This is a genomic window from Klebsiella sp. S69 (assembly GCF_016516145.1).
GTDB classification, from domain to species: Bacteria; Pseudomonadota; Gammaproteobacteria; order Enterobacterales; family Enterobacteriaceae; genus Klebsiella; species Klebsiella oxytoca.
The window spans coordinates 45,605-65,204 of sequence record NZ_JACVUU010000035.1 but is presented as its reverse complement, the minus strand read 5'-3'; the positions used below and the strand labels follow the sequence as shown (position 1 = coordinate 65,204).

Genomic DNA, 19,600 nt, shown 5'->3' with positions numbered 1-19,600 from the left:
TTGCAATGGCGGGATCTGTTGTGTCCGAAACTGTGTCGTAGAGTCGCGTACCCAGAATAGTAAGCCCTGCAACTATTACCGTATAAATTACCAGGGTTATCGTTTTTGTTTTCATCTTACTTCCTTTGTTGACGTTATTTATCAGTGCTGGAGCAGACCCGAATCACAGTCATTTTAGAAACGCCAGCCAGGCGAGCTGTTTCTCGCAGCGATTTTCCATTGACCAGGCGCAGAGTGCGAATCAGTTCGTGTTTCTGCGCATCGGCCACCCTGCCCCGGTATTTTCCTTCAGCTTTCGCCTTACTGATACCCTCTGACTGCCGACGTCGACGGTCTTCGTAATCTTTTCGGGCAATAGCGGCCAGCATATCCAGCATCATGCCATTTACGGCCTTCAGCATGCTTCGGGTAAAGTCATCACTTACTGTGCTGGATAGCGCCAGATGGCTGGTCGGTAGATCAAGACTGACGATGGCCAGCTGCTTGTCTGTAATTTGCTTTCTGAGTGTCTCCCAGCCTGCATCATCCAGGCGAGTAAGCCTGTCGACCTGTTCAATGAGAATCACATCACCAGGTTCCGCATCACCAAGAAGCCTGATCAGTTCAGGGCGATTCATTGTCGTACCGGAGACATTATCGATATACCAGCCAGCAATACGGTGGCCATGTTGGTTTGCAAACGCCTTCAGTGCATTTTTTGCCCGGCTGGCATCCTGCTCTGAAGTGGATGCCCGGAGGTAACCAAAAACGAACATTTTTTGTCCTGATGGTAACATTTAAGTGGTATTGCTCATCATGGTATCACTTATATGGTCACAATAAAATTAGCCAGTCTCTTTTTGAGTGGTATATTTAAAGCATACCTCAATGTGACAGTCTTGCGCTCTCACCGCACTTGTCCAACCCTTCACATACTTAGATGCAAGCTCTGAACAGACTCACGGTTTGCGCTTTGGATCAACAATATTAATACGATCACCAGAAATGTTTTCTGGTCACTATATCCGTTGGTGCCAAACGTCGTGGTAGAAAAGCATTTTTTGTCTTCTACTATGCGCATGTTTAGGGCGATAAATTAATATGTCGTTGGTCTGGACATAAAGTGCTGTCAGTCCAATTTGCCGTGGATTACTACGGGATGCTAATGATGTACTATTGTTCTCAATCTAACAAACGAAGATAAGGAAAGATAATGAGTGGACGAATCACAACCTTATGTACTGCATTGGGGGTGGTTATCGCAGTTGTGGGACTTTACCTGCCATACAGAAATGAATTAAATTCAGCTCTTTATCAAAAGGAATTTCTTACAGGAAAATGGTCATCAGATGCTGAATATATTATTAATAGTGGAGATCTTGGCCTAGATAAGCCGCAACCTATTATGACAATTCAATTATCTGTTGATGAGGATGGTTCGATTGATGGTGAATTTATCTCAGAAGGATTATGTGATGCAATGCCCTTGACATGGAATATAACTTTTAATAGCGTTAGCCCGTCAATAATTAATTTTGTTTTTGCGAGAAAATTTCAGATTAGACAACTAGTTAACGGGGCAATGGATAAAAGTCCGGTTGTAGCTGAATTAAAATTAGTTGATGAAGATCATAAGCATAACTCAATAACTTTTGATGTAGTCAACGATTTTACCGGGACCTTACCTAAAAAGATAACCTTAGCTAAAAACCTACCAAAATTTGACGAAAACTATGAGTATCTCCAAAATTATTGCTTAAACTCAACTAAAAAGATGTACGAAAAGATGATTCCAGAGATCAGGAAATTGAAGAAAGGTTGATAACATCTCGGCTCTAAACAGAGAGAAAGCATTTGATAATGCGTTGTATGATTTTAATTGTTCTATGCTGAGCAGAAATGGACAGAATTATTGTTTCTTGTGTGAGAAATCTGGGCAGACATTATGGCGAAAAAACAACTTGGTGAGACGAGTTAATTATCAGCTCCGTGCGGTTGGTGGTAACTATCAGGAACGAATGCTGCTGTTCCTGACGGCTATAGATAGTATTTTATGTCGGATAACAAGATAACAAGATAACAAGATAACAAGATAACAAGATAACAAGATGTTATCTTTGTTTTGCTTCTGCTATCAATCGTGATATCTCTGTTTTTGATAGCGTTTTTAGTGCTTCTATCGCCGCCCTGACAACATCAGAACGATTCACTCTGCCTTTACCTGAAACCATCTCCGCAGTTATAAGATCATCAATGTCTTTTAAGTTTTCGTCAAAAAAGGAAATACTCACTGGTTTTGCTTTACTTGCAACCAATGATTTCTCTGAGGTCCCTTTGGTATTATCAATACCAGCCGTACCTCCGTTTATAAATGCTGCCTCGTCTCGAGGTGGAGTATTTGCTCTATTTCTCACAGAATAACCTCTTTAACTAGCGCTTCGATTTCTTGTTGTGCTTTATCATTTTGCGTTTCAAAAATTGTCATTGATTCTGCCCACGCGTCTCGATGCGCTTTTCGATCACATACTCGGGAATCCGCCAGGCGCATTTCAGGGTAATCCTTGAGTACTTCAGCTGCCTGATTAGCTTCATTAACAAACATGTTTGTGGGAGTCATGTTTAATACGAGATACCCTCGAACATTCTCATTAAAATCTTTTGCTGCAGTAAAAACGGAGCATGTATGAGGTACAACATCTAGGTCCATCTGAGAAGGCCGTAACGGAGAAATGAATACGTCTGCGGCCATCAATCCACTACGCATTTCTGCACTGTCACGGCCAGCACAGTCTGCGATGACAAAGTCATATGATTTCTCGTGTTCATTTAACATGGCTTTGATGTTGCCTGTCGCGCCTGTAACTGGAATATGGGGGAGACTTTCAGGACGGTTGTTGTACCAGGTTAAAACTGATTTCTGATCATCTGCATCGACAATAATCACTCGATAGCCTAGTGACATCAGATACGCGGCGATAGATACCGCTAGTGTACTCTTACCAACACCACCTTTTTGACTACCTAATACAATTTTCATTATAGCCTCATATTAAGTTGTTAAGTTAACATCTTAATATTGCCGCACAGACGGAAATAACGCAATTGATTTGTTAAGATGTTATCTTGTTAATTTATTAAGTTAATGATTTATATGTAAATTTATCTAAAAAAAGCAACAAGATAACAAGATAACAAGATAACAAGATAACAAGATAACAAAATTGCATTATTGTTGAGTAGGGTCATAACCGGGCTATGGGCAAATCAGACCATTGGGTTGTATAAGCGGGAGAAAGCATCTCCCGCTTCATCTGCCATTCAGGCGCAATTCCCCGTCCCGCAAACCATACTTTCCCCAGGCCGGAATGGTTGATGCCGTCGAGCACCTTCATCAGCTCATCACTGTGTGCTCTGGGCTGTACGTCATCAAAAAGATTCAGCTGAGAGATGCCGGTCGGGGAGAAATCGTTCAGCATGATGCCGGCTTTGGCATAGCGATGGCCGGAGACCCAAATCCTGTCCAGCGCTCTGACTGCAGCAGTAATAATGTCCCGGGTGTCCCGCGTGGGAGTCATCAGTTTCTCTGTTGCCAGATTGCCATAGTAGGGCTCGTTGATGGCGAACGGCGACGTTTTAATGAAGGCCGAGATATGCCTGCAGTACTGATGCTCGCCGCGCAGCTTCTCCGCTGCGCGTTCTGCATGCTGGCAGACGGCCTGACGCATCGCCTCGTAAGTCGTGACGCGTTCTCCGAAAGAACGGCTGCAGACAATCTGCTGTTTGGGCGGGGGGGGCTTCCTCCAGCGAGATGCACGGCTCTCCGTTCAGTTCACGAACCGTTCTCTCCAGTACCACGTTGAAGTTTTTCCTGATGAAGGTCGGATTCGCGCGCGCCAGCTGCAGCGCAGTGGTGATACCCATTGTCCCCAGCGTCTTCGAAATTCTCCGGCCCACTCCCCAGATTTCTTCCACCGGCTGCAGTGAGAGCAGTTTCTCCGTCCGGCGGGGATTGCCCGGGGTCAGAGCCAGAACACCGCCAAATTGTGGCCATTCTTTTGAAGCCCACTGGGCTGACTTCGCCAGCGTTTTGGTGGGGCCCATACCGACACCGATGGTGAGTCCCGTACCGTTACCAACATGGACACGAAGTTGCCGACCGAAGTCTTCAAAGTCAATGCAGCGGTTGATGCCCCGGATATCAAGGAACATCTCGTCAATGGAATACTGTTCCACGCGCGGCGCCAGCTCTTCCAGATGTGTCATCACCCGGGCGGACATCGAGGCGTACAGCTCATAGTTGCTGGAGAACACGTGCAGCTTCTCGGGAAACTGTGCGTCCTTCAGCCGGAACCACGGTACGCCCATTTTGATACCAAGAAGTTTTGCTTCTTTTGAGCGGGCGATAACGCAGCCGTCGTTGTTGCTCAGCACGACAACCGGTTTACCCCGCAGGTCAGGGCGAAACACCTTCTCGCAGCTGGCATAGAATGAGTTGACGTCGGCCAGGGCAAACATCAGTCCGCTCCGCGCGTCTTATGGATAAACGCGGTCACCACACCAAAAATCTGCAGCGTCTCCGGGTCAGGGTGAAGGGCAGGGTAGGCCGGGTTCATGGGCTGCAGTACAGGACGGGGCGTCAGCAGAAGCCGTTTGACGGTAAATTCCCCCTCCATTTCGGCGATGACAATGTCCCCGTGCACCGGTTTCTCTGCCTTGTCGACGACCATCAGGTCGCCTGAATTCAGGCCAATATCGGTCATCGAGTTGCCGATAGCCCGGACAAAATAGGTGGAGGCCCGGTGCCGGATGCAGTACTCGTTCAGATCCAGCTCCGCTTCCGTGTAATCTGCCGCCGGCGATGGAAAACCGGCGGCGCAACGCTCGGTAAAAAGGGGGAGGGTCATGACCCCGGGTTCGGGGGAGGCAGCAATAAACTTCATTTTTAGCGTCTTATTAACTGTGTTTATATACAGTAATTATTTTGCCGCCTTTATTTTTTTGCAAGCCTCTTTACGCAGCTCCGGGCTAAAACATTGCTGTGGTTACGAAAAAAAACGACTGACTGTAAAAACGTATGTCAGAGCGTGCGCTGCGCTGATATCGTGTAATATACAGATAATAAATAGGTTTTTACCTGAGGAGGTGTTTATGTCACCCGGATTCAGAAAGGCTCTCCGCTTTGCCGGCGTCCCCGTCGACAGCAGCGAACCGGTACGCAGGCAGTACGGCAGCCGCATGATTGGTATCGTGACGGTATGCCTGCTCCCGCTCCTGGTGTTCGACGTCCCGCAGTGGGTTTTCGTGCTCTCCCAGGTCATCTGGGGCGCGGGCGTGTATATCGGCCTCTCCGTGGCCGGAGATAAATCCCGGAGCCGTTGATACCCCGCCGCTGATTGTACAAAAAAAGAACAGGCGTGGTGACGCCTGTTCTCCCGCGCTTCTCCGCTGTCTGCCTTCAGGTTATCCACAATCTTAAACCCCGAGTTTGTGGACAGGTATGTCGATGCTCCTCTTTCCCCTGATGTCGCTGAAGGCCTGCCACCCGCTGCCAGTGTCTCGCGTCCGGCCTGTTACGGGACGGGCGGCTTTTCTGCTCCGGCCCGGCGTCGTTGAGAGTGTACGCCAGTCCCTCGCCTTTTTAATGAACGCCCTTCAAGCCGCTTTCGCGGCATATTCTCGCCGCCATAAAAAACTGGCGGCTGCGATATTCCACGGTCGGCCTGACCCGTGACCGGACGCGATGAACAGGCAGCGTGCGGCAGGGAACGGCATCGCGGTGATGCCTCCTGCCCCCCCTGACTACAGGAGTGCTGCCATGTCCAGATTTATTCTCGGGAACTGTATTGATGTGATGCGCGGATTCCCCGACCGTGCCGTGGACCTTATTGTGACCGATCCGCCTTACCTCGTCGGTTTTAAGGACCGTCAGGGCAGACAGATTGCCGGGGATGTGACGGACGAATGGCTGCAACCGGCCACGCTGGAGATGTACCGCGTCCTCAAACAGGACGCCCTGATGGTCAGTTTCTACGGCTGGAACCGGGTGGACCGTTTTATGGCCGCGTGGAAAGCGGCGGGCTTCTACGCCGTGGGCCAGCTTGTGTTCACCAAAACCTATGCGTCAAATCGCCGTAATGCGAAAGACCGTCGCGGATTCGTGGACTACCGCCATGAAGGGGCTTATGTCCTTGCCAAAGGCCGCCCGGTGCCGCCCCTCAGACCGCTGCCGGATGTGATGCCTTTCCCGTATACCGGCAACCCGCTGCACCCAAACCAGAAACCAGTGGAGGCGCTACAGCCGCTGATTGAGTCATTCAGCGCCCCTGGCGCGATTGTCCTCGACCCGTTTGCGGGGAGTGCCTCGACCTGCGTCGCCGCATACCGCGCCGGACGCCGCTATATCGGCATTGAAATGCTGGCGCAGTACCACCGGGCCGGAACCGAGCGACTGGCCGCCATGCACCGGGCCGTCAACACCCCGGCGGCGAACGATGAATGGCTCCCGGAGGTGGCGTGATGAACTACGACGGACACGAAGCCCTGCGCCGCGATATGGCCGGGCTGGCCAACAACATCTGCGACCTGAAAACCACCCTGAAAGTGCTGGAAGACAAATACCACTACCAGCACGACGGACTGCCGGAACGGCTGGCTGGCGTGAGCCTGCGACGCCTCAACGTCCTGATGGACGAGGCATTCAATATCGCCCTGTTACTCGATGAATCTTTCAGAGACTGAACCCCGGGCGGCGAGGCCGCCCCACTGAATCACGGAGACAACACCATGCTGTATGGCACCCGTAAAGAACTGAACAAAAAACTTAAACGCATGTTTGGGAACGAAGAACGCTACGCCCTGCTGGTCTGGACGAAAGAAGACGTGATGGCCCTGTCCGGAAACATGACGGAGGTCGAGGCTCACACCCTGCTTGAGCTTATCGGCCGCACGGGAACGGGGGAGCACACCGAAGAAGGCGTGTCATTCCGCACCGTGCAGGCGCTGTACGCCGGGATTCGCCCGGGCATTCCCCGCGTGAGCGTCCCCGTCGATACGCTGTATCGCATCACGGACATTGCCGCACAGGCGATTAACGGAGAAGACGAGCATTCGCCGTCCCTGACGGTAGATCACTACCCGAGTGTCGCTGACGCTCAGGCAGAAATCGCCTGGCTGAAACGTGAACTGGCCGCCTGACCCGTCCGCCCCGCTGAACGGCGGGGCATTCACCGAAGGAAAAAACATGAGAAACGACACACTCAACGCGCTGATACTCCGCCACGGCGACCGGATGCTAAAGGATGCGGGCTGGCCGCCTTGCGTGGATATGATGCAAATCGCGCCTGAAACCATGCCCGGCTGGTCAGTCGCCACCGGCTCGCTCGATGCCGCACACATTCTGGCGCTGGTCACGCACCTTTGCCAGCCGCTGACGTATGGCCGGGCCGGGTTGCTGACCGCCAGCGCCCGGCGGCTGGCGGGAACCCCGGCGCGGCTGTATCTGTACCCGGCAAAGGGCTTTATGCCCCCGGAAAAACTGGCGGACGCCCAGACACTTCATCTGCCTTATGCACAGGAATGGCTGACGGCGGCGGAATGTGACGATCTGCTGGCTTTCCTGAAAGCCTCCCTCACGCAGATAGCGGAAATCGTCAGGCTGGATGCGCACCGCCTTGCCGCTGCGCTGAAACCGTCCGTCACGCCGCGACTGATGGACAGGCGGTTTGGTGACTGGCGCGTACTGGCTGACGAGTACGAGCATGAAAACTGGCTCGATGAAAACGACACTGACGTACTGGATGCCGTCCTTGACGCTGTTCTGGTGCGCGGGGCGTCGTTCTGTCCCATCCTGTTGACCGTGGTTAATGAACGACAGGAGGAAATCGAAGCCGCAGGCGTTATCACCGATATGCTGCGTTTCCCCGGCGACCCGGCCCGCCGCTGGCTTGATCGCCGTGTACTGCGCGAGGTAGTGAGTGAAGCCCGGGCGACGCCCGTACAAACTGAATGATGATGGCGGGGGAAGGGAAATATCTTCCCCTCACTGACCGGCGCGGGATGACCGTATGCGATAAGGATGTCCCCGTGCCGGCTCCGCGTTTACCCGGCCCGGCCTCCGGGCCTTTGGGATGAAAACCCGCCTCTGTTATCGCCGTGTCGTGTGCGGGCGGTGCCGTGCCTCCATCTTAGCCGGGCTGTCGCGAATGCAAGGGTAAAGTGAACGCGGCGGTCACCCGGTCCTTCCTTCCCGTCAGCCGGGATTTTCCGGTCGTTCGACCGCTCAGGGTTCACGGCCTCACCCTCCAACTCCCGTCTGCCGTGTGCGTCAGGCTGCGGCTTCCCTTGCGCCCCTGCATTCACGACTGACCGCCCGTCTGTTATGGAGGCACGGCACCGCCCGGTGTCGCAGTCCATGTGATTACGGAGGTTTTACCATGCAGTATGTGACAACACGCCCGGCCCTGAATGTTGAAGAGTCCGACCGCCTGTCTTTTATGCCCTACATGTTCGGCGCTGATTTTATGCTCGCAGAATTGCAGGTGTATGCACTGGCAAAAAAATGGATGCCCGAATATGAAGTCGAATTCTGGCACTTTATCCGACTGCCTGAGGGCGGCGGTTACATGATGCCCGATTGTGGCCGCGTCCATATGGTCAGCACGGAAAGCTGGTTTGACCGCACTGTGAGCGCCGACGCGGCGGGCATTATTCTGACATCGCTGGCCGTTAACCGCCGTCTGGCGGCAAATCATGACAGCGGCAACCCGGCCCTGACTCACCTTTACATGCTGCGTGATGCCCAGCTCTGGAATCACATCACCCTTCACCCGGAATGCAACGCCATTTACGCCGCGCTGGACTGATTAACGACCGGGGCGGCCATGCCGCCCCGCAGGGAGACGAAAAAATGAATTCATCAATTACGGTTCCGGCGGTCTACGTGGGTACGTATCACCAGTACAACTGCGGCAGCATTTTCGGCAAATGGTTTGATTTAACCGATTTCGACGACGAAGACGCGTTTTATGACGCCTGCCGGACGCTGCACGCCGGCGAGGAAGATCCCGAACTGATGTTTCAGGACTGGGAAGGTATTCCTTCACCGTTTGCCTCTGAATCCTCTGTTAAGTGGGCGTTTATTGAGGCTTTCCGGCAGGCACAGGACGACGGGCGCGCCGCCGCGTTTGTGGCCTGGGCGGAGTATACCGGCGAGTGCGACTATGACGCCTTTGATGACGCGTATTACGGCGAAGCGGACAGCGAGGAGGATTTCGCTTATGGCTTTGTGGAGGATAACGGCCTCTTAAACGAGGTGCCCGAATCTCTGCGCGTCTATTTCGATTATGAGGCATACGCGCGGGATTTATTCAGCGACGGGTATGTGTTCCATGACGGTTATGTCTTCAGATACTGAATAATGTCCGGCGGGGAACCCCGCCGGTTAAGGGGGAAAAATGAAACTTGCACCACAAAGCCGCGATATCCTGCGCCAGTACAAAGCCCTGATTAACGCACGCCGCCGGGATGCCGGGCAGCGGGAACTGACCACCGCCCAGGTGATGGACGAAATCTGTGAATACATGACCTGCCAGTGTGCCGTCTACATCGGCGGACACTTCATCTTACAGGGCGGTAAAGGGCAGTAAGCAGTAAGCTCGATGACAGGCGTCCGGGCTGGAGGGTGCCTGTCAGCCCGCGCGCAAAACCCTGGCAGGCTGCGCCTGCCGGAGAGAAACATCGCCGCGCCTTCGGCGCCGCTCGCTCTCTTCTCCGTTCTCAGTCGCTGAAGCCAGATAATGGGCGTATTATCCACAGTATCTTTCTGGAAAACGTTGCAGGTGCAGATTTGTCAAAATGGAATATCGCCTCATTCTCAAAAGACGAGCAGGATAAAGTCTCTGTCGATAAAGCGGCCGCCGCTGTTGCATGGCAGGAACGCATGAACAAGCCTGTTGTTCACGAACTCGTTGAGCGGGAGCAGCCCGAACATCTGCGGGAATATTTTCGTGAACGGCTCCGCGTACATCGACTGAACAGTCAGCAGCTGCCGCGCGCAAATGCGCCCGAATACCAGAAGCCGGAAGACGGTGGCAGTGAGAGTAAGCCTTAATTTTTTTCCCAGGGAGGGACTGCGGTGCGTATGTCTGCTTTATTTGCTATCACGTGTTTGTTGAGCGCGTTTAATCTTGTATTTATGCCATTCCATCCCGTCATGATGTTATGGGCTTTCGGCCTCTCTGTCGCCTTCGTTATTGTCAATATAATTGCAGACAGACTGCGTCTGTGGTCCGGTATTGCATGGGGAATGGCTGCCGCCGTCATCGTCGCTTTTATGCTTAATGGTGCAGAACCCAATGAAGAAAACCGGGTACTCATCAGTACATTCGCCTGTCTCGCCTCAGCATGGTATGCCGGGGTTCAGTTCAGAAAAGAGAAGAGAGAGTCTCTGTCCTGACCGGTATTCTTTCTGTCTCTGTCTCTGTCTCTGTCTCTGTCTCTGTCTCTGCCTCTGCCTCTGCCTCTGAATCTGAATCTGAATCTGAATCTGAATCTGAATCTGAATCTGCTTCTGGCTTTGCCTCTTGCTGCTGTTGTTGATGTTGATGCTCTTCCTCTTCCTCTTCCTCTTCCTCATTTGCTTTTCACATAATCTGCCCCCGGACACCTTCGGCTCCCGACCCGCTGGCGCGGTTCAGTCGTCGAGCCACACTCCGCTAACCGCGAAAGGATGCGGTAAGCTCCGCCGAACCCGCCAGGCGGTTTCGGGCCTGCCGGCTAGTGTCTGATGTCTGACGTCAACGGCAGGCTTGCAGCATCCTTGTCAGGATGCGCCGCCCTTTTACGCGCCGTCACCTGCGCTTTTCGCACCCCGGCAAACGGCCGCCGGGCTGTAAGGCGCAACGCCGTTTCGCGCCCGCGCGTTTCGTCGTTGCGGCGGGTTCCTGCTCATTCCTTGCCTGGTTTTTTCACCCCTTTGAGTCCTTTCGCCGGGGCTGAGACAAGCACAACCCGTCTTGCCGTCCATGCACTGCTGGCGCACGGCCATAAAAACTTTTTGCCTGGACCCGCAAAAACTTTTCACGTCCGGCATGGACGGCTTCACCGGGCCGTGCTCGTTTACGCCCTTGCGGCGAACGGCTCTCAAACGGGTGAAGGTAACAACCAGCGGGCACGTTCAGCAGGTCCCCGCAAAACGTCAAAACCGCGGCCCCGGCAACTCAACGGGTGATGGTTTTTAAAGGCAAAACAACAGAGTAAGGAGATTCATCATGGCAGCACGTGGCGTTAATAAAGTCATTCTGGTCGGACATCTGGGGCAGGACCCCGAAGTGCGTTATATGCCCAACGGCGGCGCAGTGGCAAACCTGACGCTGGCCACGTCCGAAACATGGCGTGATAAGCAGAGCGGGGAACTGCGCGAAAACACCGAATGGCACCGTGTTGTCATGTTCGGCAAGCTCGCGGAAGTGGCTGGCGAATACCTGCGTAAAGGCGCGCAGGTCTACATCGAGGGCCAGATGCGCACCCGTAGCTGGCAGGACGATACCGGCGCCACGCGCTATGTCACCGAGGTGCTGGTCGGGCAGAACGGCACCATGCAGATGCTCGGCGGTCGTCGTGGAACTGGTGAGCCTGAGAGCGCCGTGCCGCAGCAGCCCGCGCAGCCGCAGGATCCTGCTGCCCCGGCTCAACCTGCTCAGGCCCCGGCTAAATCCCCGAAAGCGAAGGGCGGTAAAAAAGGCCGTCAGAGCGCCACCCCGTCTCAGCTTCCTCCCCGGACTTTCCCGGACGATTACCCGCTGACCGATGAGGATGTGCCCTTTTAAACCATGATGAACACGCCCCGCTCAGGCGGGGCAGAAAAGGAGAAACACATGGACCACAACGTTTTGTCCCCCCTTGAATCCCTGCCGGATGGCACCTTCACCCGTAGTCAGGCGCAGGTGGTCGCGGCGCAGTATCAGAATGTGGCGATTGAGGATGATCAGGGAACCCATTTTCGCCTTGTCGTCCGTCATCAGGATGACGGCAGCATGGTCTGGCGTGTCTGGAATTTTGAACCGGGCGGTGAGTTCCTGATGAACCGTTATATCCGGGACTACGGAGTACGTAAAACGCAATAAGCCGTAAGAGGTGCCGGGCAGGGTTGGGTCTGCCCGGCAGACAGTCATCAATAATCTGAAGGAGTATTAACTATGTCAGTGACCGAGTCTAAAACAAAAACCCCCGCGAAAACCAGCAAAAAAGCGGTGAAACCAGCCGAATCCGCCGCCCTGAAAGCCGCGCTTGAGGCCGCGCAGATTGAGATGGTGCCGCTGTCGGCGCTGGTCAAATCCCCGCTGAACGTCCGCACTATCCCGTATCCGCCAGAGAGTGTCCGGGAAATGGCTGACTCCATTCTCGCGGTCGGCCTCATTCAGAATCTGGTGGTTCATACTCTGCCGGACGGCCTGTCGGGCGTCGCAGCGGGCGGTCGTCGTCTGGCGGCCCTGCAGCTTTTACAGCGCGAGCAGCGCATCGATGCCGGGCATCAGGTCATCGTGAAGCGCGTCAGCGACGAACTGGCGGTGGTGGCTTCGATGGTCGAGAACAACAACCGGGTGGCGATGCACCCGGCAGAGCAAATCAGCGGTTTCCGCACGTTGTCTGAGCAGGGAAAGACCCCGGCGCAAATCGGGGACCAGCTGGGCTACAGTTCGCGCCACGTCCAGCGCATGCTGAAGCTGGCCAGCCTTGCTCCGGAACTGATTGCCCTGCTGGCAGAGAACACGCTCGATGTGGAGCAGTGTCAGGCGCTCAGTCTGGAAAGTGACCCGGCGCGTCAGATACAGGTATATGAGCAGGTGAAGGCTTCATACAGCAACGCTCCGGCCCATCTGCTGAAACGCGCCATCACGGACACCGAAATATCGGTTCGCGACGCCCGCTTTATGTTTGTCGGTCGCGAAGCGTATGAGGCTGCCGGGGGCAACGTGCGTGAGGACCTGTTCAGCGCTCAGGAGGGCGACGGAACGGCAGACGGGGTGCTGGTCGGGCGTCTGGTGCAGGAGAAGCTGGCGTCCGCCGCGCTGGCTGTTGAAATGCAGGAGGGCTGGTCATGGTCACTGGCACGGGAAGGGGCGGTGCGGAACTACGGTGACGACCGGGAACATTATCTGGTCCTGCCGGAGCCGGAGGGCGAACTCAGCGCTGACGAGCAGCATCGTCTCGATGAACTGTACGCCACGCAGGAAGCCACGGCGACGTATGAGGATGAAGCCGCCATTCAGGTGCTGATTGATGAGATTGAAGATGCAGCATCGATCCGGGCATGGACACCGGAGCAGAAAGCGGCCAGTGGCGTGGTGGCCAGCCTGAGTGACGGCGAGCTTCGTATCCAGCGCGGGGTGCAGAAGAAGGTGCAGGAGGCGGTCGCTGACGGACAGGAAAGTACCGTTTCTCAGGCTTCCATCCATGTGGTCGCCAGCAGCACCCCGGATGTGGCAGAGGGTATCAGCGTACCGCTCCTGAAAAAAATGTCGTCGGAGAGAACGCTGGCGGTGCAGGCGGAACTGGTCAGGCAGCCACAGAAAGCCGTGGCCCTGATGGTCTGGCGGCTGTGCAGTTGCGTGTTCCACTACTGTATCACCACCCGGCACCCGTTCGTGATGAATCTCGGGGTTCACCACAGCAGCCTCACCAGCGAAGCCCCGACCGGAGAAAACGGTCAGGCATGGCAGTCTCTGATGCAGGAGAAAGCCCGTCTGGAGGCGCTGCTGCCGGAGGGCTGGAAGAACGATTTCACCACCTTCTTTGCCCTCGACGGACAGACCCTGATGTCACTGATGGCCTTCTGTACCGCCTGTTCGGTGGACGGTGTCCAGACCCGCGAACACGGGCATACCCGCCGCAGTGACCTTGACGGTGTCGAGGCGGCACTCGGGTTCCACCTGCGCGACTGGTGGCAGCCAACGGCGGATAACTTCCTCGGGTTACTCAGCAAAAATCAGATTGTGGCGGCGCTGAACGACGCCGGACTGACCGGGGCCGCCTCGGATGCTGAAAAAATGAAGAAAGGCGATGCCGCCAGTCACGCCGAACAGTGGCTCTCCGGGACCCGATGGGTGCCGGGATGGATGCAGTCCCCGGATGCTGCAACGCCGGAAGAAGCAGCCTCCACGCCTGACACTGACGAACCCACCTCACACGCAGCCTGATAACGGAGACGCCGCCCTGCGGGGCGGCAATAAGGAGACCATAATGAGAAACGTCATTACCCGCGATGTCCTGAAAACCATGATCCCACAGGAATACGAAGACTGGCGCGAAGGAGGGGAGGATTTGCGCCGCGAACTGACCCATGCCGTGATGCGTGACCTGAACTGCCCGGATAACTGGGACATGAACGGGGAGTACCGCAGCGAGTTCGGGGGCTTTTTCCCGGTACAGATCCGCTTCACGCCTTCACACGGTAACTATCATCTCGCCGTGTGCAGTCCCGGCGATATCTCTCCGGCCTGGATGGTGGTGTTTGTCCCGGCCAGCGGTCGTCCGTTCTCGGTGATCAGCACGCTGTCTGACTGGTCACCGGAAGCCATCAGCCACACGCTGAGTCTGGTTGCCCGGCTCGATGCCGATGGCTACAGTCAGGCCAGCATCATCAGCATGCTGGTCATGGAGGGCGCACAGTGAACGCATCAACAACGTCTCTGGTGACCCTGAAGCCAGCCCGACAGGCAGCGCTGCAGGCGGTCCTGTCGGTGGAGGAATCCCGCCGTCTCGGTGCGCGTCTGCCCGCCATGCCACACGTGCGCACTTTCCTGCGTCTGCTGACCGGGAACAGCCGCATGAACACGACCGTGGCACAGCGCATTCCCGGCCTCAACTGGGACCCGAAGCATCGCCTGAGCAGCCTCAAACAGGTGGAGGAGGCGCTTGATGAACTGATTGCCAGCCACGGGGAGTGCTGCCCGCTGCCGTTGCCGGTGGATGTGCAGGCTGAACTGTTCCCGGAGGTGCTGCACACCCGGACTGAACGCCGGTTGCAGCGCAGAAACATCGCGTTCACCCGCAGGATGCGCCGGGAAGAACGGACGCTGGCGCATCACTGGCGGCTGCGGCAGAACCTGCTGGGGCAGGCCGTCACGGAGCTGAACTTTCAGTCCCCGGAGACGGTCAGCAACTGGTACCGCCGGTGGGCCGAAGAGTTTGACGCGCGCGAGCTGGAGCCGGCTTTCTGGCACTGGCGGTCGCGGTTTGCCTCGCTGGCCTCCCTGGACTGGCTGCGTGACGCGAAGGAACCGCTGTACGGGGTCATTCATGAAATCGGCTTCATTGTGCGTGACACCCCGGCGGCTGTCCGTCAGGCGGAGCGCTGGCAGGTCCCGAACAAACTGACGGACCGGAGGCGGGGATGAAATGGCGTTACTCCCTGCGCTGGAAATTACCATCGCCCTGTCCCGGACCGCATGAACTGGCATCCGAAGTGGTGGAGGCGGGACAGCCTGCGCCTGAATCCATTATGTCGCGCTGGGTGGCGGGCGCCGGGTATGCGGTGTGCGTGGATTTTCCCGATGAGCGGCAGATTAAGCGCTGGAGTGATGAGCGCAAAGCCGCTGCGCGTCGAAGGAATCTTGAGCGTCGGGTCAACAGGATGGCGCCCCTGTTTGCTGAGGAACTGATTGAGAGGGAGCTTGAGGGGCGACCAGACTATTTCCGGGGAAAATCTCAGACCTGAATCGGGTGAGGTCCGGTTCAGGCGCGCATCGGTGTGGAGCCTGCAACGTCTGAAAGAAAAAAAGCACAACGACGGATAAAAAGAGGGGCGCTGACGCGCTCCTCTTGATCCTGTCACTGCATTGTTGATCTTAAATCCTTTGTCTCCCTGATACGGTTTTCTGACAGGGTGAGTCTCTCCTCCTGCTGCTTTCTCTCTTCTTCCGTTTCTTTCTGACTGGCCAGACCCGGGGACACCTTCGGCTCCCGACCGCTGCGCGTCCGGTCGTCGGGCCACACTCCGCTAACCGCGAAATGACGCGGTAAGCTCCGCCGAACCCGCCAGGCGGTTTCGGGCTATCGCTAGTGTCTGATGTCTGACGTCAACGGCAGGCTTGCAGCATCCTTGTCAGGATGCGCCGCCCTCTGTCGCGCCGTGGCCTGCGCTCCCTGCATCCCGGCAAAAAAAAACGCCGGGACGTAAGGCGCAACGCCGTTTCGCTCGTCGCGCCCCGTCGTTGCCGGGGTGCCTGCCCTGGTGTTCCGTGCGCCTTTCACCGTTTAAGCCCCTTCGCCCGGGAATATCCCGCCACAAACCGCCTGGCTGTCCAGTACCGCTGATGCTCTCCGTCGACATTTTTTGCCGAAAACCCGACAAATAATGTCGCCTCCGTACCGGACATCTGCACCGGCCCGTGTCTGTTCTTTCCCGTTGCGGCGAAGGTTCTCAAACGGGTGAGGTTCACAACCCGGAAACAACCGGCAGCTACCCCACGAAACGTCAACACCGCGACGAATGAAACTCAACGGGTGATGTTCTTTAAAAATCAGGAGGAAAAAATGCAGACACAGGCGATGCGTGTTTATCAGATCACCTTTACCGGACGCGACGCAAAAGGCGTTATTCCGATGTTTACCCGCGTGAAAGCCATGACCGGAAAGGGCGCAATTAAGGCGTTTATTGAGCGTTACAAACCTGTTCAGGGCTGGTTTCTGGGCGATCCCGAAGACATTACCGACAACGTGCAAAAGGAGGCAGAAGAAGCAGAGAGCAAAACGCAGAGATGAAAAAAGCCGGGTAAACCCGGCTTGTTCCACGCCGCAGAAATCGCAGCAACGATTTTTTGCGGCTTCATTAACTACCAAAGGAAGTTAACTCAATGATCCTTTCTATTGTTTCACCGTCTGACGGCGCTGTAAAGCCCCGCCGTCATTCCCGCATCCCCCGCGTCGATATTCCCGCGCCGGAAATTGACCCCACGCTCAGGGCATTCGGGCGGCATATCGCAAAAAGCATATGCAAGGGGCGTGGCGTTCACATCCCCGCGATGAAAAACGCCGATTTTGGTCAGGTGCTCCGCACCCTCGAACTGACACGCGCATTTAACTAACCAGGTGAGCCGCTCCGAAAGGGGCGGCAACAGCAGAAGGAGGACATCATGAATCACACCACCACACAGGCGGTCAGCGTCGACATTACCCCCCACAGCGGCGCGGGAGAGGTCATCCCGTCTTTGCCCGTCGAGCGCATTGTGGCGCAGCGTAACAGCGGCGTGGCGGCTTTTCTGGAAGCCATAAGGCTGCTACGCGAGGCGCAGAAACTCATTTTTGAAGCATCCGGGCGCGGGTGGATCTCCGGCATGACCGACATCATCGAACGCAGTCTGTCAGCCGACCGCAGCGCCACACGGGAAGCCGCCTTAAAACGCAGCATCTGCCGTTATGCCGATCGCGACATCTGGACGCGCCTGATGAATGACACGGGCATGTTTACGCTGATGAGCGAGGCGCAGCGCAAGGCGTGGGATACGCAGCTCTACAGCGATGACTGCCCCGAAATCACCCTCGACAACGTGATCGCCACGTTCCGGGCGCTTAACGCCAGCAAGGGAGAAACGTTTGAGCAGGGCGTGATTGACGTGTTCCGCAACCTCTCATGGGACTATAAAACGCATAACCCGTGCCTGCTGGGAAAAAAAATTATCATTGATGGTGTCCTGGATAATCATCGCGGGCTGTATTTTTCCGTGCGCACGTATGCACAGAACCGGATCGATGACCTTGCCCGCCCGTTCTGGTTACTCGACGGAAAGACCATTCCCGACAACCGCGTCTCCGAGGGGGCAAACCTGAGCGCGTTTATCAGCCAGGGCGGTGCGAAGAGCGTGGGGGAGGTTTTTACCTGCGAGTATTTCACGGTACGCACATACAAAAAAGGCTCCGCGCACGTCACCTTTACCCGGCCCGACCTGGTGGAGAAGGTGAACGACATTATCGCGCGGCACTATCCGGGGGCGCTGCCGCCGGTGGTCTGATGCACTGGCGGGGGACTCGTTCCCCCGTCACTGTCTGACCGTCCGCCGAAAACCTGCCTGCGGCGCGTGGCAGGGCTGCGCTGACGCGCCGCCACGGCCACTCTGTCACAGGACTGGTATCTCTGTTTCGGGCTGACTCTGGCTGTTCTGCTGATATCTTCCCCTGTTCCATTCTCTCTTCTGCTGTTTCTTTCTGACAGGCCAGACCCGGGGACACCTTCGGCTCCTGACCCGCTGGCGCGGTTCAGTCGTCGAGCCACACTCCGCTAACCGCGAAAGGACGCGGTAAGCTCCGCCGAACCCGCCAGGCGGTTTCGGGCCTGCCGGCTAGTGTCTGATGTCTGAGGTCAACGGCAGGCTTGCAGCATCCTTGTCAGGATGCGCCGCCCTTTTACGCGCCGTTACCTGCGCTTTTCGCACCCCGGCAAACGGCCGCCGGGCTGTAAGGCGCAACGCCGTTTTCGCTGCCGCTTCTACGACGTTGCGGCGGGTTCCTGCTCTTTCCTTGCCTGGTGCCGTTTCACCCCTTTGAGTCCTTTCGCCGGGGCTGAGACAAGCACAACCCGCCTGGCTGTCCATGCACTGCTGGCGCACGGCCATAAAAACTTTTTGCCTGGACCCGCAAAAACTTTTCACGTCCGGCATGGACGGCTGCACCGGGCCGTGCTCGTTTACGCCCTTGCGGCGAACGGCTCTCAAACGGGTGAAGGAAAAGGACCAGGGGAAAAGAGCAGCAGGTCCCCGCAAAACGTCAAAACCGCGGCCCGGCAACTCAACGGGTGATGGTTTTAAAAACCTTAAAGTCAGAAAAAGGAAAAACTTATGAATACCCGCATCGTCCATTCCAAATCGTCCGTTCTGCGTACCGATGGTTTTGTGCGCAACATCCACGCTCGTAACCCTTTCGATGTTATCCGCGCCGATGTGGTGCTTGCGCGCATCGAGAAAGAAGCAGGGCGCTGCTGCGGGATGCACTACGAGCTGTATCAGGCGCGCGTGCTGCGCGATGCGCTGGATTATCTGGATGCGCTGCCGCTGAAAGACCGCCCGGCGCTCATGGGCGCGGCGGCAAAACGCGGTTACATCCTGACGCTGGCTGAAGAAGGGTACGCGCAGGAAGCCCGCGATGTGCTGATGAGTGAACTGGCGGAAAACGAATAGACAAAAAAACGGGTGGCGGCATGTTGCTGCCATCCCTTACCCGAAGGAGAAAACCATGCACTTACACCTGACTGAATCCTCAGCCCGTCCGGGAACGCAGGTCACCGCCGAAGCCGAGCGGGAATACTGGCTGAGTCGCCAGAAAGCGGCGGTGAAAGCGCCCGCTGAAATCGACGTTCACGCCTTCCACGACGCGCTGGGCCTGATGTACCCGCTCAACTGGTCAACGAGTGAGAGCGGTAGCTGGGAGACATTCATGCTGCAGGAGATGGTCTGCGGTGACGTGACAGAGATTTACGCCCGCTGCGGAGCCAGATATTTCCGGCTGCGGGATGTGTGCAACCTGAGCCATGCGCAGATTAAAGCGCGCATTAAGGAGGGATTTAACCTGTTCCGGAAATGAAAAAAGCAGGGAAAACCCTGCTTCATCCACGACGCAGAAGCTGGTGAGA

General features: G+C 56.0%; 27 protein-coding genes and 2 pseudogenes. 22 read left to right on the top strand and 7 right to left on the bottom strand.

Going from position 1 to position 19,600, the window contains the following annotated elements; translation table 11 throughout:
- Positions 1-134: 134 nt before the first annotated feature.
- The gene (locus IAE27_RS27265) at positions 135-755 is read right to left on the bottom strand and encodes a recombinase family protein (RefSeq protein WP_200093204.1); all 621 of its coding nucleotides are present in this window, start codon (positions 753-755) and stop codon (positions 135-137) included.
- 437 nt (positions 756-1,192) lie between these two features.
- Between IAE27_RS27265 and IAE27_RS27260 the strand changes: the two genes are divergently transcribed.
- The gene (locus IAE27_RS27260; RefSeq protein WP_200093203.1) at positions 1,193-1,801 is read left to right on the top strand and encodes a hypothetical protein; all 609 of its coding nucleotides are present in this window, start codon (positions 1,193-1,195) and stop codon (positions 1,799-1,801) included.
- Between the two features lie 289 nt (positions 1,802-2,090).
- Here the strand turns inward: IAE27_RS27260 and IAE27_RS27255 are convergent, their stop codons facing one another.
- The 4 genes and pseudogenes from IAE27_RS27255 to umuD form a co-directional block, all read right to left on the bottom strand.
- Complete coding sequence (locus tag IAE27_RS27255; RefSeq protein WP_200093202.1) at positions 2,091-2,393, bottom strand: hypothetical protein; 303 nt, start codon at positions 2,391-2,393, stop codon at positions 2,091-2,093.
- Positions 2,390-3,016: a ParA family plasmid-partitioning AAA ATPase gene (locus IAE27_RS27250; RefSeq protein WP_200093201.1), complete on the bottom strand. Its 627-nt coding sequence runs from the start codon at positions 3,014-3,016 to the stop codon at positions 2,390-2,392. The genes IAE27_RS27255 and IAE27_RS27250 overlap by 4 nt, the downstream gene beginning before the upstream one ends.
- A 205-nt stretch (positions 3,017-3,221) precedes the next feature.
- A pseudogene (locus IAE27_RS27245) lies at positions 3,222-4,494 on the bottom strand (Y-family DNA polymerase).
- A complete protein-coding gene (gene umuD, locus IAE27_RS27240; protein ID WP_020804879.1) occupies positions 4,494-4,919 on the bottom strand; it encodes a translesion error-prone DNA polymerase V autoproteolytic subunit in 426 nt (141 codons plus the stop codon). Before umuD ends, IAE27_RS27245 begins: the two are co-directional and overlap by 1 nt.
- Before the next feature lie 208 nt (positions 4,920-5,127).
- Between umuD and IAE27_RS27235 the strand changes: the two genes are divergently transcribed.
- The 16 genes from IAE27_RS27235 to IAE27_RS27155 all read left to right on the top strand — a co-directional run bounded on the left by IAE27_RS27235 (position 5,128) and on the right by IAE27_RS27155 (position 15,694).
- Positions 5,128-5,358, top strand: a complete 231-nt coding sequence (locus IAE27_RS27235) for a hypothetical protein (RefSeq protein ID WP_200093200.1) — start codon at positions 5,128-5,130, stop codon at positions 5,356-5,358.
- Between the two features lie 436 nt (positions 5,359-5,794).
- Positions 5,795-6,496, top strand: a complete 702-nt coding sequence (locus tag IAE27_RS27225) for a DNA methyltransferase (RefSeq protein WP_200093199.1) — start codon at positions 5,795-5,797, stop codon at positions 6,494-6,496.
- Positions 6,496-6,717 carry a hypothetical protein gene (locus tag IAE27_RS27220; RefSeq protein WP_064174388.1) on the top strand — a complete coding sequence of 74 codons (222 nt, stop codon included), beginning with the start codon at positions 6,496-6,498 and terminating at the stop codon, positions 6,715-6,717. The genes IAE27_RS27225 and IAE27_RS27220 overlap by 1 nt, the downstream gene beginning before the upstream one ends.
- A 45-nt stretch (positions 6,718-6,762) precedes the next feature.
- Complete coding sequence (locus IAE27_RS27215; RefSeq protein WP_040118455.1) at positions 6,763-7,173, top strand: DUF1380 family protein; 411 nt, start codon at positions 6,763-6,765, stop codon at positions 7,171-7,173.
- Positions 7,174-7,219: 46 nt separating this feature from the next.
- The gene (locus IAE27_RS27210) at positions 7,220-7,987 is read left to right on the top strand and encodes a hypothetical protein (protein WP_040118456.1); all 768 of its coding nucleotides are present in this window, start codon (positions 7,220-7,222) and stop codon (positions 7,985-7,987) included.
- A 424-nt stretch (positions 7,988-8,411) separates the two neighbouring features.
- Positions 8,412-8,840, top strand: a complete 429-nt coding sequence (locus IAE27_RS27205) for an antirestriction protein (protein ID WP_154905012.1) — start codon at positions 8,412-8,414, stop codon at positions 8,838-8,840.
- Between the two features lie 44 nt (positions 8,841-8,884).
- Entirely contained in the window at positions 8,885-9,391 is a 507-nt protein-coding gene (locus IAE27_RS27200; RefSeq protein ID WP_200093198.1) for an antirestriction protein ArdA, read from the top strand.
- Between the two features lie 40 nt (positions 9,392-9,431).
- On the top strand, positions 9,432-9,623 hold the full coding sequence (locus tag IAE27_RS27195) for a hypothetical protein (protein WP_023340977.1): 192 nt from the start codon (positions 9,432-9,434) through the stop codon (positions 9,621-9,623).
- 200 nt (positions 9,624-9,823) lie between these two features.
- Positions 9,824-10,087 (top strand): DNA polymerase III subunit theta, encoded by a 264-nt coding sequence (locus IAE27_RS27190; RefSeq protein ID WP_032425679.1) that lies wholly within the window; start codon positions 9,824-9,826, stop codon positions 10,085-10,087.
- A gap of 24 nt (positions 10,088-10,111) precedes the next feature.
- Positions 10,112-10,432 (top strand): hypothetical protein, encoded by a 321-nt coding sequence (locus tag IAE27_RS27185; protein ID WP_200093192.1) that lies wholly within the window; start codon positions 10,112-10,114, stop codon positions 10,430-10,432.
- An 814-nt stretch (positions 10,433-11,246) separates the two neighbouring features.
- Complete coding sequence (gene ssb / locus IAE27_RS27180; RefSeq protein ID WP_142476085.1) at positions 11,247-11,804, top strand: single-stranded DNA-binding protein; 558 nt, start codon at positions 11,247-11,249, stop codon at positions 11,802-11,804.
- A 48-nt stretch (positions 11,805-11,852) separates the two neighbouring features.
- Positions 11,853-12,101 carry a DUF905 domain-containing protein gene (locus IAE27_RS27175; protein WP_020804458.1) on the top strand — a complete coding sequence of 83 codons (249 nt, stop codon included), beginning with the start codon at positions 11,853-11,855 and terminating at the stop codon, positions 12,099-12,101.
- Positions 12,102-12,173: 72 nt separating this feature from the next.
- Entirely contained in the window at positions 12,174-14,174 is a 2,001-nt protein-coding gene (locus IAE27_RS27170; protein ID WP_200093190.1) for a ParB/RepB/Spo0J family partition protein, read from the top strand.
- 40 nt (positions 14,175-14,214) lie between these two features.
- On the top strand, positions 14,215-14,649 hold the full coding sequence (gene psiB, locus IAE27_RS27165; protein ID WP_195440755.1) for a conjugation system SOS inhibitor PsiB: 435 nt from the start codon (positions 14,215-14,217) through the stop codon (positions 14,647-14,649).
- Positions 14,646-15,374, top strand: a complete 729-nt coding sequence (locus IAE27_RS27160; RefSeq protein ID WP_200093183.1) for a plasmid SOS inhibition protein A — start codon at positions 14,646-14,648, stop codon at positions 15,372-15,374. Before psiB ends, IAE27_RS27160 begins: the two co-directional genes overlap by 4 nt.
- Positions 15,371-15,694 (top strand): hypothetical protein, encoded by a 324-nt coding sequence (locus tag IAE27_RS27155; RefSeq protein ID WP_020314937.1) that lies wholly within the window; start codon positions 15,371-15,373, stop codon positions 15,692-15,694. Before IAE27_RS27160 ends, IAE27_RS27155 begins: the two co-directional genes overlap by 4 nt.
- 400 nt (positions 15,695-16,094) lie before the next feature.
- Here the strand turns inward: IAE27_RS27155 and IAE27_RS29895 are convergent.
- Positions 16,095-16,255: pseudogene (locus IAE27_RS29895) on the bottom strand (hypothetical protein); the annotation flags it as partial.
- Positions 16,256-16,512: 257 nt separating this feature from the next.
- On the opposite strand from IAE27_RS29895, the gene IAE27_RS27145 reads away from it, so the two are divergent.
- The 3 genes from IAE27_RS27145 to IAE27_RS27135 all read left to right on the top strand — a co-directional run bounded on the left by IAE27_RS27145 (position 16,513) and on the right by IAE27_RS27135 (position 17,987).
- The gene (locus tag IAE27_RS27145) at positions 16,513-16,740 is read left to right on the top strand and encodes a hypothetical protein (protein ID WP_022644716.1); all 228 of its coding nucleotides are present in this window, start codon (positions 16,513-16,515) and stop codon (positions 16,738-16,740) included.
- A gap of 92 nt (positions 16,741-16,832) precedes the next feature.
- Entirely contained in the window at positions 16,833-17,063 is a 231-nt protein-coding gene (locus tag IAE27_RS27140) for a hypothetical protein (protein WP_200093182.1), read from the top strand.
- A 48-nt stretch (positions 17,064-17,111) separates the two neighbouring features.
- The gene (locus tag IAE27_RS27135; protein WP_200093181.1) at positions 17,112-17,987 is read left to right on the top strand and encodes a DUF4942 domain-containing protein; all 876 of its coding nucleotides are present in this window, start codon (positions 17,112-17,114) and stop codon (positions 17,985-17,987) included.
- 327 nt (positions 17,988-18,314) lie between these two features.
- Here the strand turns inward: IAE27_RS27135 and IAE27_RS30025 are convergent, their stop codons facing one another.
- On the bottom strand, positions 18,315-18,830 hold the full coding sequence (locus IAE27_RS30025; protein ID WP_200093180.1) for a hypothetical protein: 516 nt from the start codon (positions 18,828-18,830) through the stop codon (positions 18,315-18,317).
- Between IAE27_RS30025 and IAE27_RS27125 the strand changes: the two genes are divergently transcribed.
- Positions 18,810-19,148, top strand: coding sequence for a hypothetical protein (locus IAE27_RS27125; RefSeq protein WP_200093179.1), 339 nt, complete (start codon positions 18,810-18,812; stop codon positions 19,146-19,148). The two genes, IAE27_RS30025 and IAE27_RS27125, sit on opposite strands and share 21 nt — an antisense overlap.
- 55 nt (positions 19,149-19,203) lie before the next feature.
- A complete protein-coding gene (locus IAE27_RS27120) occupies positions 19,204-19,551 on the top strand; it encodes a hypothetical protein (RefSeq protein WP_200093178.1) in 348 nt (115 codons plus the stop codon).
- The last annotated feature ends 49 nt before the right edge of the window (positions 19,552-19,600 follow it).